Origin of the sequence: Paenibacillus sp. FSL H8-0168 (genome assembly GCF_038592955.1) — a bacterium.
GTDB classification, from domain to species: Bacteria; Bacillota; Bacilli; order Paenibacillales; family Paenibacillaceae; genus Paenibacillus; species Paenibacillus polymyxa_B.
This window is the reverse complement of the sequence record NZ_CP151948.1, coordinates 4118183-4132161: the sequence shown is the minus strand read 5'-3', so window position 1 is coordinate 4132161 and position 13979 is coordinate 4118183. Positions and strand designations below refer to the sequence as shown.

The 13979-nt window shown below is 43.6% G+C and carries 15 protein-coding genes; 12 read left to right on the top strand and 3 right to left on the bottom strand.

Annotation, left to right across the window (positions count from 1 at the left end; translation table 11 throughout):
* Positions 1–249 precede the first annotated feature (249 nt).
* The 4 genes from MHI21_RS18240 (at position 250) to MHI21_RS18225 (ending at position 3905) form a co-directional block, all read left to right on the top strand.
* Positions 250–1287, top strand: a complete 1038-nt coding sequence (locus MHI21_RS18240) for a LacI family DNA-binding transcriptional regulator (RefSeq protein ID WP_023989739.1) — start codon at positions 250–252, stop codon at positions 1285–1287.
* A gap of 65 nt (positions 1288–1352) precedes the next feature.
* The gene (locus tag MHI21_RS18235; protein ID WP_342418678.1) at positions 1353–2003 is read left to right on the top strand and encodes a hypothetical protein; all 651 of its coding nucleotides are present in this window, start codon (positions 1353–1355) and stop codon (positions 2001–2003) included.
* Between the two features lie 371 nt (positions 2004–2374).
* Entirely contained in the window at positions 2375–2653 is a 279-nt protein-coding gene (locus MHI21_RS18230) for a metalloregulator ArsR/SmtB family transcription factor (RefSeq protein WP_013311367.1), read from the top strand.
* Between the two features lie 79 nt (positions 2654–2732).
* Positions 2733–3905, top strand: coding sequence for an MFS transporter (locus MHI21_RS18225; RefSeq protein ID WP_342418677.1), 1173 nt, complete (start codon positions 2733–2735; stop codon positions 3903–3905).
* Between the two features lie 211 nt (positions 3906–4116).
* Here MHI21_RS18225 and MHI21_RS18220 read toward each other — a convergent pair whose 3' ends face one another.
* Entirely contained in the window at positions 4117–4635 is a 519-nt protein-coding gene (locus MHI21_RS18220) for an acetyltransferase (protein WP_342418676.1), read from the bottom strand.
* A 453-nt stretch (positions 4636–5088) separates the two neighbouring features.
* Here MHI21_RS18220 and MHI21_RS18215 point away from each other — a divergent pair, with 453 nt between their 5' ends.
* Complete coding sequence (locus MHI21_RS18215) at positions 5089–5460, top strand: hypothetical protein (RefSeq protein WP_061828782.1); 372 nt, start codon at positions 5089–5091, stop codon at positions 5458–5460.
* A 229-nt stretch (positions 5461–5689) separates the two neighbouring features.
* Here the strand turns inward: MHI21_RS18215 and MHI21_RS18210 are convergent, their stop codons facing one another.
* Positions 5690–6694, bottom strand: a complete 1005-nt coding sequence (locus MHI21_RS18210; protein ID WP_061828783.1) for a chitosanase — start codon at positions 6692–6694, stop codon at positions 5690–5692.
* A 266-nt stretch (positions 6695–6960) separates the two neighbouring features.
* Here MHI21_RS18210 and MHI21_RS18205 point away from each other — a divergent pair, with 266 nt between their 5' ends.
* From MHI21_RS18205 to MHI21_RS18185, 5 genes are all read left to right on the top strand, one after another.
* Entirely contained in the window at positions 6961–7749 is a 789-nt protein-coding gene (locus MHI21_RS18205) for an isocitrate lyase/phosphoenolpyruvate mutase family protein (protein WP_342418675.1), read from the top strand.
* Positions 7750–7786: 37 nt separating this feature from the next.
* Entirely contained in the window at positions 7787–8347 is a 561-nt protein-coding gene (locus tag MHI21_RS18200) for an Ada metal-binding domain-containing protein (RefSeq protein ID WP_341163488.1), read from the top strand.
* A 25-nt stretch (positions 8348–8372) separates the two neighbouring features.
* Positions 8373–8573, top strand: coding sequence for a hypothetical protein (locus tag MHI21_RS18195; RefSeq protein ID WP_341163489.1), 201 nt, complete (start codon positions 8373–8375; stop codon positions 8571–8573).
* A 21-nt stretch (positions 8574–8594) separates the two neighbouring features.
* On the top strand, positions 8595–8882 hold the full coding sequence (locus tag MHI21_RS18190; protein ID WP_341163490.1) for a hypothetical protein: 288 nt from the start codon (positions 8595–8597) through the stop codon (positions 8880–8882).
* 167 nt (positions 8883–9049) lie between these two features.
* Positions 9050–10927 (top strand): stalk domain-containing protein, encoded by a 1878-nt coding sequence (locus MHI21_RS18185; protein WP_342418674.1) that lies wholly within the window; start codon positions 9050–9052, stop codon positions 10925–10927.
* An 86-nt stretch (positions 10928–11013) separates the two neighbouring features.
* Here MHI21_RS18185 and MHI21_RS18180 read toward each other — a convergent pair whose 3' ends face one another.
* Positions 11014–11571, bottom strand: a complete 558-nt coding sequence (locus tag MHI21_RS18180; RefSeq protein ID WP_342418673.1) for a YdhK family protein — start codon at positions 11569–11571, stop codon at positions 11014–11016.
* A gap of 288 nt (positions 11572–11859) precedes the next feature.
* Here MHI21_RS18180 and MHI21_RS18175 point away from each other — a divergent pair, with 288 nt between their 5' ends.
* Both MHI21_RS18175 and MHI21_RS18170 read left to right on the top strand, forming a co-directional pair.
* Positions 11860–12699 carry a MetQ/NlpA family ABC transporter substrate-binding protein gene (locus tag MHI21_RS18175; RefSeq protein ID WP_342418672.1) on the top strand — a complete coding sequence of 280 codons (840 nt, stop codon included), beginning with the start codon at positions 11860–11862 and terminating at the stop codon, positions 12697–12699.
* 69 nt (positions 12700–12768) lie between these two features.
* On the top strand, positions 12769–13944 hold the full coding sequence (locus MHI21_RS18170) for an aminotransferase class I/II-fold pyridoxal phosphate-dependent enzyme (RefSeq protein WP_342418671.1): 1176 nt from the start codon (positions 12769–12771) through the stop codon (positions 13942–13944).
* Positions 13945–13979: the final 35 nt, after the last annotated feature.

The window sequence follows — 13979 nt, the reverse complement described above, 5'->3', positions numbered from 1 at the left end:
TTACACATTGTCAAACCAATTTAATGCAAAAAGCACTTGATTTTTTTGTGAATATAATCACTTGTGACTACAGTGCTATATTTGGCTCGTTACTTTTAGACAAAGAGATTTTGCGAATTTTTTAGGTGAAGCAAAGACAAGAAGAAAACGACTTCAATTTTTAGACACTCATTCTGTGGTATAATATCAACATTAAGACTTTATTTTAGAAAGTCAGAAAACGATTCCGTTCTTGAAAGGATTTTGGGCGTGACAGATCAAAAGAAAGTAACCATAGAGGATGTAGCCAAGCGGGCAGGAGTCGGTATTGCGACTGTCTCCAGAGCTATTAACGATAGTGAGGGCATCAGCCCGAGAACGAAAGCCTTGATTTTGCAAGTGATTGAAGAGATGGGGTTTACGCCCAACACCTCGGCTCAGAGCTTGAAAGTTCGTCAGACACGACAAATCGCACTGGCCGTGCCAGACATTCGTAACGCGATTATTCCGGAGATTGCTTGGTCCGTAGAGCAAGCCGCCAAGCAGCATGGTTACCGGGTCGTGCAAATCAATACCGCCGGGAATGCCAGAATGGAGCTTGAAACAGTTCGTGAAGTCAAGAAGCTGCATGTCGACGGGCTCATCATTATGCCGCTGGCGTATCCCAAAATGTTGGTAGATCTGATTAACAAAGCCAGCGTTCCTGTGTCCATTATTAACTATGGCAAGAAGCTGGGCGAAGATGTCAAAGCGGATATCGTCAGTCTGGCCCGACAAGAGGGAAGACTCGTGATGGAGCATTTACTTAAAATCGGCAGAACAAGAATCGCCTATGCAGGCGCTGCGAAGGACAAAATCGAGGAGAGATATTTCGCTTATGAGCAGTCTCTCCAGCATGTGGACCCTTCACTCGTTTATTTTGGCGATGATTTTTCCTTTGAGACAGGGCTGCGTGCAGCCGATTATTTTTACAGCCTGAAACATATGCCGGATGCAATTTATGCGGTTAATGATATGGTGGCGATAGGGATCGTCAATCGATTTAAGGATTTGGGTGTAAAGGTGCCAGATGAGGTTGCTGTAGTCGGTATTGATAACAATTTGTGGGCTATGGTAACGACCCCTCAGATCAGCTCAGTTTCCATCATGGGGGAAGAGGTGGCACGGTTGGCTGCGGAGCTGCTGCTCAAGCGGATTCAGGAACAGACACCTGGGGATTATGAGCGTGTGCAATTCGAACCTCGTCTGATCGTGAGGGAATCGAGCGTCTCTGTGATCCGTAAGCCCACGGTAGGGCGTGATGAGTAGTAGGGTATGATTGGATTTTGGGCAATTATAATGACCATTGTTTGTTCAGACAGGAGAGTGGATTCATGTTAAAAGGTAATGCGTTTGTATCTGTAGCTTGTACTACACTATTGCTGGCTGTAACCATAGGGTGCACTCCCCATCCAGTGGGACAGGATGCTGAAACTGCGGCGCCGTCCGGGGCAAACAATGGGGGGGCCAAGCAAACTGCAGTCAATACGCAGCATACCCAGCAAAGTAAAGAGGAGCTAGTGCTGTCCTTTTATAAGGATTCATCCCTCAGTGATGAAGCAAAAGTCCGTCATATGACGGACCATTTAGCAGGAATCCAATGGGGAAAGATGAACAAAATCAATGAACATCAAAGCCTGGAAATTATCGAATATCTGTATAGGCAGCGCGCTTTTATTCCATCGGAAAGTTTTCCAAATGTGATCCAGGCTTCTGACGGATTGGATGGAGCTTTAAGCGAAAGCTATGCTGGTCTTATGGGAGATTTGTTTACAAGAGACAGAACTGCGATGACCCGAGCATTGGCAAATATGGACAAAACCAACCGCACACAAGGTATAGGAAGCATCGGGTATGCTCTCAGCTATAGAGAACCCAAGGAAGTCAAGAAAGAGATTCAACAATGGCAGGCAGGACAAAAGCTTACTTCGGCAGAGAAGGATGTCATTCGAGCCTTGTTGGTCAAGCTGGATAATCCGTATTGATGCTCAAATAGTGATGACCACATGATAGAGGAATATATTGAACGGCCGCGTCTCTACCGGAGGAGCGGCTGTTTTGTGCTGTTTTTTTACATTCTGCCATGTACTGTTAATGAAATTATTGTCAGACCCACGGCAAGCCCGAATTAACGCCATGGCGTCCAAGATTTCCCCTCTCTACTCCGTCATTTTTCCCTCCATCCTTTATGGATGGGGGGGGGGTATTCATCGGATGAGAAAGAACATCATTCACACCACAGAGTGTAAAATAGCTGTACCTTTATAATAAACAGGTTTACTTTTACAAATGTTTGTGATAATTTTATTTCGACAAACATCGAAATTAAGACTGGAACAGAAGGGAGCCGAACAGGGTGAAAGATACAACAGAGATGCAGCAGGCTGTAAAAATATATAAAGCACTTGGAGAACCGACTCGTCTCAAAATAGCACTTCTGCTAAAAGAGGAAAGTGACCAATGCTGCTCTGTGCTGGGCGAGAAGCTGAACAGTGTAGCTATTTCAACACTATCGCACCATCTGAAGCAAATGGCAGAGTCGGGGCTGCTCACATACCGTAAAGAGGGGACGTTTATTTATTACAGCTTGGATGTGGAAGCAGCGCAGAAATATGCCCCGTTCCTAATAACATAAATTTTTTTAGTCTTAATTTCGATATTTGTAAAAATATAAAAATATAAAAATATCAAAAGAAAAGAGGCGTTATTTAAAAATGCAGAGCACGTGGAAAGTGTATATTTTGGCAATTGTTAGTTTTTTGGTAGGCACATCCGAGTACATTATCTCAGGCATTTTGGATCAAATTGCGACAACTATGGGGATTACGGTGTCCGCAGCGGGCCAGCTGATTACAGTCTTTTCTCTTGCTTACGCGATTGGCACGCCGATTCTGATGGCAGTAACCGCTAAATGGGACAGACGCAAGCTGCTCTTGAGTTCGCTCGGATTATTTGCAGTAGCTAATGTCCTCTCCTTTATTCTGCCGGGTTTTGGAATGTTTATCGCCGCGCGTATTCTTATGGCCCTCGGGGCGGGGATGGTCGTGGTTACAGCACTGAGCATTGCAGCAAAAATTGCCCCAGCCGGCAAGCAGGCCAGTTCTATTGCTACAGTCACTATGGGTTTTACAGCTTCGCTGATTATCGGGGTGCCGCTTGGGAGAATGATATCTTCTGCATATGGCTGGAAAACCGTATTTCTCGGCATCGCGTTGACAGGGATTATTGCCCTCATTGTTATATCTATGACAATTCCCCGCTTAAAAGGAGATCGACCAGTCCCCTTACTACAACAGTTTGCTCTTCTGAAAAAGCCTGAAGTTGCTTTGGGATTAGGCATTACCTTTTTTTGGCTAGGTGGTTATTCACTCGCGTATACTTACATCTCACCGTATTTGCTGAATGTATCAGGTTTAGGAGAGGATATGCTAAGCTCAGTATTGCTAGCCTTCGGAATTGCCAGTCTAATCGGATCAAAAATTGGTGGGTACAGTGCGGATAAAAAGGGTATACCCTTTACATTATTAGGAGGCATGGTGTTGCACGGTATTTCCTTACTCTTACTTCCTTTTGCCGCTCATTCCCTGATCGCAGTATTTGCTTTATTGATCCTTTGGTCGTTCGCAGCCTGGACAACTGGACCTACTCAACAATATAATCTGGTCACACTTGTGCCTGAATCTTCCGGTGTGATGCTGAGTCTCAATCAGTCTACGATGCAGCTTGCTATGGCAGCCGGAGCCGGAATCGGCGGTGTAGTTGTTGGTCAGGTTTCGCTGGCTTCCATCACTTGGTTTGGAGCAGCCGGTGTCGTCATCGCCATTGTAGCTGTATATCTACTTTCACGAAGATCCTCAGTTCACACGGGATTGGGTGTTACGGAGTAAAGTGCATAGATAAGTGAAGAGGAGGCCCAGCGATGGATAACATTGCGGGCCTTGTTTGATTTGAATGAGCAATAATATGCTCTCTTGCAGTAGGAGGGCTTATTCAAACGCAATATCAGTGATTTTGCCGCCTTCCTTAAAGCCGATATTTTTATAAACTTGATTGCAAGCCGAATTTTTTAAATCTGCATATAGCATGGGTACTAAATGCTCATTTTCCAGCAACCGATATTGGACTAACCGGATCAATAGAACTACCAAAAGCCTCTTCTGAAAAACCAGCTAGAAACTGGGCAACTAATTGTACATCCTCTGGGATGGATTGTCGGATCATTCCCTCAACGCCCGAGGGCTTTTTATATTTAGGACAGAAATAAGATTCCATAACCATGTGGGTATGTACCTGAGCAGCATGACGCTGTGCGTAAGCTTTTGCGAACTTCTCGACTGTTTTGGCATCACCACATACACCTGATAGTGTGGTTCCTTTTAAATAACGTAAGAGTTCTTCTATATAGGTCAACTTATGATTATCTGTGATTTGTTGTGAGATCCATAGCCAAGCCTTATGTCCGGGGGATTGAGCAAAGATCATATTTTTATCAGACGTTTTGAGGCATGTTGACCCTTCTGACTCACAAATTCGATGGATCAAATTGTATCGAACTTCATCAGCCAAAAATTGATTTTGATTTAATATATCGTCGTTTGGGACTAGTAGCTCAATCATGACTCGGCCTCCTAAAAATGAGCTATGCCCTAAGCACTTTTAAAGTGCTATGAAAAGTAAGATGCTATGAAGATCCAGTTGTTATATCTACTAGGATTTAAACTTCCGCGCTATAAGCTTCTTATTTTTTTGTCGCCAAATCCATCTTTCGATAAAGTTTTTTTCTTTTCTTTCCTGAAGTGTTTCCTTCATACCCTTAATAAGAAATTCGGATCTTCGCTTGTCGTTTCTGCTAATTTCACGTAGTTCCTCAATAAATTTATCGTCCATGTCCGCATCTCCGTTAGTTCAGGATTTTCCAAATTGCTAAGCAAGATTATACAGAACATATGTTCCTTTTTCAAGTCTACATCTGCTCCATTAAATCACATAACTATTTTTAGATGGATGCTGCGAGGCCCGCGCCAATCGGATGGTGAAGCATAAGATAAAGTTGAAAGGAGGAATTACAACATGGACAACAAAGCATATGTATCTCAAACGTATCCACGTCTTACAGTCTACAACGAAGAAAATTTTCGGGGTTCCAGGAGAGTATTCAGAGGAAACCTAGGCATTCGTAATACCGATAACATTCTCGACGGCATCGAAAGTCTGCGTTTCTTTTCTACCAGCAGCAATGCTACACTTGTACTCTTTACTGGCACGCGGTTTAGAGGTAACTTCCGTGTGTTTAGAGGCAATCGCAACATCGCCGACCTGGATGATCTGATTCGCGGGAATGATGTGGAATCTATTATCTCTACCAATCAACGTTTGACGTTGCAGCAAATCCGTAATATCCGCAGTAGCGGTAGACTGCCATCTGGCTATCGAATCATCTAACGGCCTTATTTCGACTTCATAAACCATTTTACAAGACTGTTTCAGGAGCTTGCAACTTTCGGGCTTCTGGGACAGTCTCTCTATTTGTACACGCGACCTACATACTCGAATGATGAAAGGAACTGTATGGGAGAATGGGATGTTGTTAGCAGTCATCGCCAACTCAATGTTCATGAAAAATAGATAAAGGAGGACATACGATATGCCCTCCTAATGACGTATATTATATTTACTTCAGTTCCCAATTCGTTGCTTTGATCACAGCTGCATCTGCGTTCTTAAGATCTGTTTCGCCAGAAGCTAAGAGAGAGCTCCATTGTTTCACACGATTCTTACCATTGGGAGGTTGGTTATAATCATTGGTATCGACAACCAATGTACGCTTAGCATAGAAGCTAGTCATGAACTTCTTCTCATTCGTACTACTGCCTGAGCGTGAGAGGATTCCTTCAAGACTACCTGAATCACCAGTAGCGCCTTGATTAAGTGCTGTGTCGACAAATGATCCAATCGTCAGAGCAGTATTAAATCCGCGTTTCTGTGCTTGCTGTACACTGTATTCGATATAGGTGTCATAGAACGTACGCCACATGGCTTCTCTCCAAGCTTCATTGTTTTGGAGAGCGTTGATCTTCTTCTTGATTACACTATCGCTATCGCTGAGTTTTAGAATCGAACCACTCATTTTCCCCTTCAGACCAGCACGTGTTAATCCACCTGCAATGGAAGGGTTACTAGCTCCACTAGCAGCATCAAAAGCTTTGAATAAGTCCGGACCATCGGGTCCTGTATCATTTGAACCGCCTGTTGTTGCTCCAAAGATACCGATTGTGTATCCGCGATTATCGCCGATATCTTCAGCATAGCCATAGAATTCAGTCCATTTCAAAGAATCTTGCTCTGGTTTGTTCACTAGCTTCATAATATTATCCCATTGCTCACCGTCGAGTCCTGTATTAGCCTTCAGAAACTGAAGTGTTGAAGGTGAGAAATTAGCATCATGATCAATAGCTGTAACCGTTGCTTGGCTAGTAGCTTCTTCGCTGGTGAGGGATAATGGCTCTATACTAGCTTCATTTGAATGGTCGAAGCCCTCATTTAAATCGATCGTTTTCTGCACCGGAGTTCCATTCTCTTCAGCAAAAGCCTTGCTAGGTGAAGGGCCGGACAAGCTAGAGAAAGAAGCGATTACAGTAAAGCTTAGCAAGATCATAAGGAACTTTGTTTTATACATATAACTCCTCCTATAATAATGTAATTGTGAAAGACTAAAAGCGTAGATTTGCATCTAACTCGAATTGATTTAGCAAGAGTATAGATAAGAAGCATAGGATTGAATAGAGCTTAAATAACCGTTTTTTTCAAAAATTATGATTTATATGTGAATAAATGGACCTAGTTGTTCCTAGATTCCTACAGACCATAAGTGCAAGAATGAGGACGAAACAAAGATAGTCTCTTGATAAAATGAGATACATCACATATCAGGAGGCTAAATTTATGAACAAAATTCATCAGTTTCATGCACTTCACACATCAGAGGAACTTTTATTTTTAGGGAACGCCTGGGATATGCTATCTGCGGTGGCTCTGGAGAAGGCAGGATTTAAGGCGATAGGTACGACGAGCTGGGGAATTGCCAATACGCTTGGATTCTCAGATGGAGAGCTTATTGATTTTGACCAGCATGTAAGCATTATTCGGACGATTGCAGAGCATGTTCAGATTCCAGTGTCGGCAGATATTGAAGCAGGATATGGGGAGGATACGGCAACGATTGTTGAGCATGTTTTAAGGGTAGCCGATGTGGGAGTTGCAGGGATTAATATTGAGGATTCTTTGAAAACGCAAAAGGGGCTTCGAGAAGTGGGCCTGCACAGCAACCTGTTGTCCAAAATAAGAACAGCATTGGATGCGCGTGGGTTTCAAAAGTTTTTTATAAACGCAAGAACGGATACATATTTGCAGATGGATGCCCCACTTTCAGAGACCATAGAGCGGGCCAAAGCGTATGTGGATAGTGGTGCGAGCGGAATTTTTGTTCCAGGATTAAAGAGTGATGAAGAGATCAGGGAAGTTGTGTTTCATGTACATGCTCCGCTTAATGTTTTATCCCTGCCGGGTCTGACGAATGTCCACCAGCTTCAGCAGTTAGGTGTTAAACGGTTTAGCTTTGGAAATGCATTTTCTGATAAGATAATAGTTGCTTTGCAAAAGAATGCCGAACAGTTGATAGAGCTACAAGATACATCACATTTATATGAGGATTTTGCAAAATCCTTGAGCTAGATGAATATGAACTATAGAAAGGACAGAGCATTCGATCATGGCTAACCTTAGTCTTTCTTTTGAAGAAATGTGGGAGAAAATTATAGCATGTGATCGTAAGTATGACGGGTTGTTTTTTACCGCTGTGAAAACAACTCGCATATACTGCCGACCTTCCTGTCGATCCAAAAAGCCGAAAAAAATAAATGTGGAGTTTTACTTTGATTTGGACAAAGTGGAAAAGGCGGGTTTTCGTGCTTGCAAAAGATGCCAGCCCCATACAGACCATTCGCCGTATATCAGACTTGTGCAGAATGTAGTAACCTTCTTGGTCAATCATTACAAGGAAAAAATTGTATTGCAGGATATTGCGGATCATATCGGAATAAGCTCCTTTTACTTGGATCGGATTTTTAAACAGGAAACCGCCGAAACCCCGCGTACGTATTTGGAAAAAATAAGAGTAGATAAGGCAGCCTATCTTCTTAAAAGTACAAATCTCACGAATCTTGAGATTTGTTATGAGACGGGATTCCAAAGTCCCTCCCATTTCTATAAGGCGTTTCGCAGCTTGAACCATTGTTCTCCTAGTGAGTATAGAAAGTTGAATAAGGAATAGATAAGGAAGGAGGTTGTATCCTTTTATGAGTGAACTTTACGTATTGAAGTATGTATCGCCGATTGGAGAGATAGAGATACAGGGCACAAATGAGGCTGTCTATTCTATTATGTTCTCTAATCGGAATGAGCTCTTAACGAGGGCTATAGAAGAGGTTCCAATCCAAGTAATGCAGGGGGCCAATGGAGAAAAGAATGGTTGCTCCAGCATGAGAAGCGTTGTCTGAGGCCCTAAGGAGGGTTCGTAGATGAGAGACATTTATTTGAAAGAGTTTAAGCTGGAGAGCTGGGCCAACATGGTTCAGCTCTATCAGGAGCGGTATGATCAGGTAGATCCGGCTATAAGAGTAAAAGTGGCTGAAAGTAAAATTCCAAAGGAGATTCAGATCGTGCTGCTGCCCGATATGGGGGAATATTTGCTGACTTGGATGGATCGAAAAGTCCCCGCACTCGGCAACGAAACACCGTCGGATTATTTGAAAAGCGAAGAAGGGACTAAAGCACTGAAGGCGGCCATATTATGTATGCCACGTTGAAGAAGCGGGCTAAGGAGATACATATGAACATTGAACAGATGAACAGAGCGCGAATGATGGAAAAAGTGAGTTCGCATATCCATAACTGTAATCAGATGGCATGAACTTCATCTAACCCTATGCTATGATTTACCGACAAGACTATAGATTCAAAAGGGGAAATAAGAATGAAGCTCAAAAGAATGATGTTCCTACTTTCGTTTTTAACGATACTCGTAGGGTTGTTCACTTTGTGTACAGAAAGTGTTCATGCTGCCAATTCGACAGTATTCAGAGATGGAGATAAGCTTAAGCTTACCCTTGATGATGGGAATGGAGTAAACAGAGTGTTTAAATTCGATCTCCCGTTTACGATTAAGCCTGATACGCCAATTCGTCTGTATAGCAACTATATTGAAATTCCTTCTGGTGACTTTACGATTGATTATGCCAACTCTACAATTACGATTGCGGATTCACGACCAGCACCTTATCCAGGATCAGAAAATCATATAGAACTTCCTATAACTGTGAAAGGGGCTGTGCAGTCAGTCGATGAATCTAAAGTAACTCCACTTGCGGAGGAGCCGAAAGTAACGCAGCCTGAGGTGGAGACCAATATAAAAGAGATTTCCACTCCCAGTAAACCCGAGGTTGCTCAACCTGTGGACGAACCGAAAGTAATTGAATCTCAAGTAACCCAGCCTGTCGTGGAGCCTAAAGTGGACCAAGCTGTTGATGAGTCACCGGAAATCCCTTTGACTATCCCGTCTGGAGAAAATTTTCCGGGTACATTTACGATCAACTCTTCAGGTACGTCATTTTCGGTTCGTTTGAAAATAAAAAATATTCAACCCACGTACACTTCATACGTTATGGTCAAAAATGCAGATGCTCAATTAATTAAACGGATTCAGTTCGATCCGGAAACAACGTTTACCTACCCTTTGAGTAACCTGAATTTATCTACGGGTGGATACTACTTTTATATCAAAATGATCGACCAGTCGGGAAATTCGGCAGCGTCTGTACCCCAATTTGTTCCCATAAATAATAACAAGGCTCAGAAGGTTGAGGTGTTTATAGACGGGAAACTGCAACAATATGAGCAGCCTGCGACCTCTATTAGCGGAAGTATGCTGGTGCCATTTCGTGCCGTTTTTGAGGCGCTTGGGGCGAAAGTGAAATGGGATGGAGCTACCAAGACTGTTACTGCAACCAAAGGAAATACAACGATCAAGTTAACTGTAGGCTCCAGAGATGCCTATATCAACGGTAAATTAGTGCGTCTCAATGCGGCGCCGAGGCTCATTAACGGCAAAGTAATGGTTCCTATTCGCTTTGTAAGTGAGGCGCTAGGTGCGAAGGTAAAGTGGAATATTGCAGCTCAGAGCGTTGTGATTTTTCTTGCTCCACCGCAGGTTTTGACAACCAGCGAAAGTGAACAATTAATGGAGGAAAATGAAGATGCTTCCGAATCACAATCCAATACAACGATTCTGAAAAAGATATCCACCACCTTCTCCAAATCTACGGATATTGTGTTCGTCATAGATGTTACAAGTAGTATGACAGGGACGCTGGATTATGTGAGACAGAAGGTGAAAGGCTTTGTTGATTCCGTTCCAGCAGGTTCCCAATTTGCTGTCGTTGCATTTCGGGATATCAATCTGAAGGCAGATAAAGATTTAGAATTTTTGGAGTTTACGACCGATAAAAACAAGTTAAAAGGTAATTTGAATATGCTGCGCCCTTCCGCTGGTGGGGATTTGAAGGAATCGGGATTAGAGGCTATTCAGTTAGCTATAAGTAAATTCCCCAAAAATTCTAATTCCAAAACGATCATATTCATTACAGATGCCCCAGTTCATGATAAGAATACAGATCTGGGTAAAGCCCGTTTTTCAGTAGATGAAATCAACGAGCAATTACAGAAAAATGGCGTTATTTTTAATGCAATCGTGCCTGCAAATGGACTAGCCAACAAACAAATGGAAAAGCTTGTAGATACCAACAAAGGGACTTTGTATGATATCAAGGATGCCAAGCTGAATTTAGCAAAGTAGGTTTGTCCAAACTCAAATAAAGCCGTATAAAGGGAGCCCATGCAAGGCTCCCTTTTGCTATCATAAGCGCCTGTGTTGTAAGAGTTCTAATGGGCTGAAAGCTCACTCTCCGTCACCCATTTATGATTTTTGACAGGCTCTCCTCCTGTAGTCGGCGTATAATCGACCATATATACAGTCGTTGGCTCGGCGGAATCAATGGTAGCCTTAGCCCCATCCATCCCCTTCATATGATCTGCTGTAAGAATAACCTCCGTTCCCGGTGCATAGGGCTCGCTGCCTGTATCCTTAATCTCTTCATGAATAACCCACTTATGATTATTCACTTTTTCTTCTCCAGTGGTTGGAGTATATGAGACCGTATAAGCAGTAGTCGTATAAGCACCAACAATCGTGGCAGTGGCCCCATTCATGCCTGCCATATGGTCAGCTCGAATAGTCGCTTGGCTACCAACTTTGAAGGCTGGATTTTCAGCTTCTTTTAGTCCGGTAGGAAGCTCACTGGAAGTGGAATGGTTCATATCCGATGTGTCGTGCTGTTGACTGCTGTTTGTCGTGTGCTCCTGGTTCGGCGTGTTACTGTTTCCGCACCCACTCAAAATAATCATGATTGTACCAGCGAGCAAAGCCCATTGCATTCTCATATTTACAGCTCCTTTAGGGTTTTAATTACATATTTTAAATGTACCCCTATGGGGTATATTTAAACGGAAATATATGAAAAACGTGTGAAGTGTTTTGCTTTCAAGGGGATCTCCTGTTGTGCCCCTTTTTTGCTATGCAGAAGATGCGTAATTAAATGTTGTTGACAGTGAATAAAAAATCATTGTAATATCTATAAAACGCATCAAGTTACTTGGTATTTTGGGCGACTGTAAACATTCTAACTCACCAAAAGTAGATGATATCAAGGAGCAGGGGGAGACATCAAAATGAAGAAACCATGGATTTCATTTATATTGCTGCTGGGAGCAGTCGTGCTTTTTATTTCAGGCTGCGGCAGCAAGAATACGTCGGGCAACGCTGCGGGTGAAGAAAAGAAAACACTGCATATCAGCTTTAATCCCGGTCCATATAGCGATCAGTTTAAGAATGGTGTGGCTCCATATTTGGAGAAGAAAGGCTATACGATTACATATAAAGAGTTTACAGACGGTGTTCAGCCCAATGTAGCCGTGGCTAAGGGGGATATTGATGCTAATGTGTTCCAGCACTCGCTCTACCTGGATTCTATGAATAAGCGGGAGAATATTGATCTGATTGGTGCTGTGCAGGTTCCGACTCCTCCGATGGGATTGTACTCCAGCAAGCATACTAGCCTTGACGAAATCAGTGATGGAGCCCAAATCAACCTGCCCAACGAGCCAGTCAATATGCTGCGTGCGCTGAATATTTTGAAGGAAGTAGGCTGGATTACGTTAAAGGACAATATTGATCCATTGCAAACCTCGGTGAATGACATCACCTCTAATCCGCATCATCTGCAATTTGTTGCTACCGACCCGGCACAGGGGCCACGTGCACTAGAGGATGTTGATTTTGCGGCTATACAAGGGAACTTTGCTGTATCGAATGGAATAAAGCTGACCTCGGCATTAAAGCTTGAAAATATGACAGATCCGTTCACGAACGTGGTCGCTGTGGACAGCAAGAACAAGGATAAGCCCTTCGTCAAAGACATTATTGAAGGATATCATTCAGATGAATTCCAAAAGTACATCCAATCGAATCCTGATTATGAAGGCTACAAGCTGCCAAGCTATTTCAAATAATATGGGGTATTATCTTCTGCGGGCTGCCGTTGTCAGCCTGTATCTTATGGATAGAAGGTGGAGATGAACGTGATTTTTTCATCCTCTGATCTCGTCAAGGCTCTGCCTGACAACTATTTTAGCGCAATGGATGACAAGGTGAATCTGTATAAAAGTAAGGGAATAGATGTAATCAATTTGGCAGCCGGCAACCCGGATCAGCCGACACCGGCGCATATCATCAGCACTTTGAAGGAAGCGGTCGATCAACCGATCAATCAGGGCTATCCGCCTTTTCATGGGAAAAAAAGCACACTGGAGGCTGTCGCCGCGTTCTATAAACGGGAGTATCAGGTGGAGCTGGATCCTGACCGTGAGATTGCCATATTCAACGGCTCAGCCATAGCCGTAATGGGGATTCCACAGGCGCTATTGAATCCAGGTGATTGGTTATTGACCACCGATCCGGCCTATCCCCAATATTATTCCGCTGCTATGCTGGCAAGAGCCCATATTCATACGATTCCGCTTGATGAGAAGCATGGCTTCTTGCCTGATTATACAACCGTGCCGGAAGAAATTGCAGAGCAGGTTAAATTGCTCATGATTAATTATCCGAACAATCCGACTGGAGCAGTAGCTACTGCAGATTTCCTGACAAAGACGCTGAATTATGCCGCTCGGTACCAGTTTCCGGTTATGAATGATTTTGCTTACGGTGCTCTTGGATTTGACGGGCATAAGCCGATTAGTTTATTGCAAATCCCCGGCGGCAAGGAGTATGGCGTCGAGACGTATACGGCTTCCAAAACGTATAACATGGCTGGATGGCGCTTCGGATTTGCAGTGGGAAATTCGTCCATCATTGGTGCGCTCAAGCATTATCATACGCATGCCTACAGCACTGTTTTTGGAGCGGTACAGGATGCGGGAGCTGTGGCATTGCTGGGCACGCAGGAACCGGTACGGGAGCTCGCGGCGTTATATGAGCGGCGCCGTGATGTTCTCATTGCAGCGTTACGGGGTATTGGCTGGGATGTAGCTGCTCCCCAAGGGTCTTTTTTTGCCTGGTTCAAGGTGCCAGAAGGGTATACATCTGCTTCCTTTGCAGACTTTTTATTGGACGAGGCGCATGTTGCGGTCGCTCCTGGAGAAGGCTTTGGTCGTGCAGGAGCTTCTCATGTGCGGGTCAGTCTGGTAAACAGTGAGGAAAGGCTGCTGGAGGCGGTGCAGCGCATCGCAGCAACGGGTGTTTTTCAAGTATAAGCTGGAATACAAGGAATTCATGGAGGGAGCGGGAA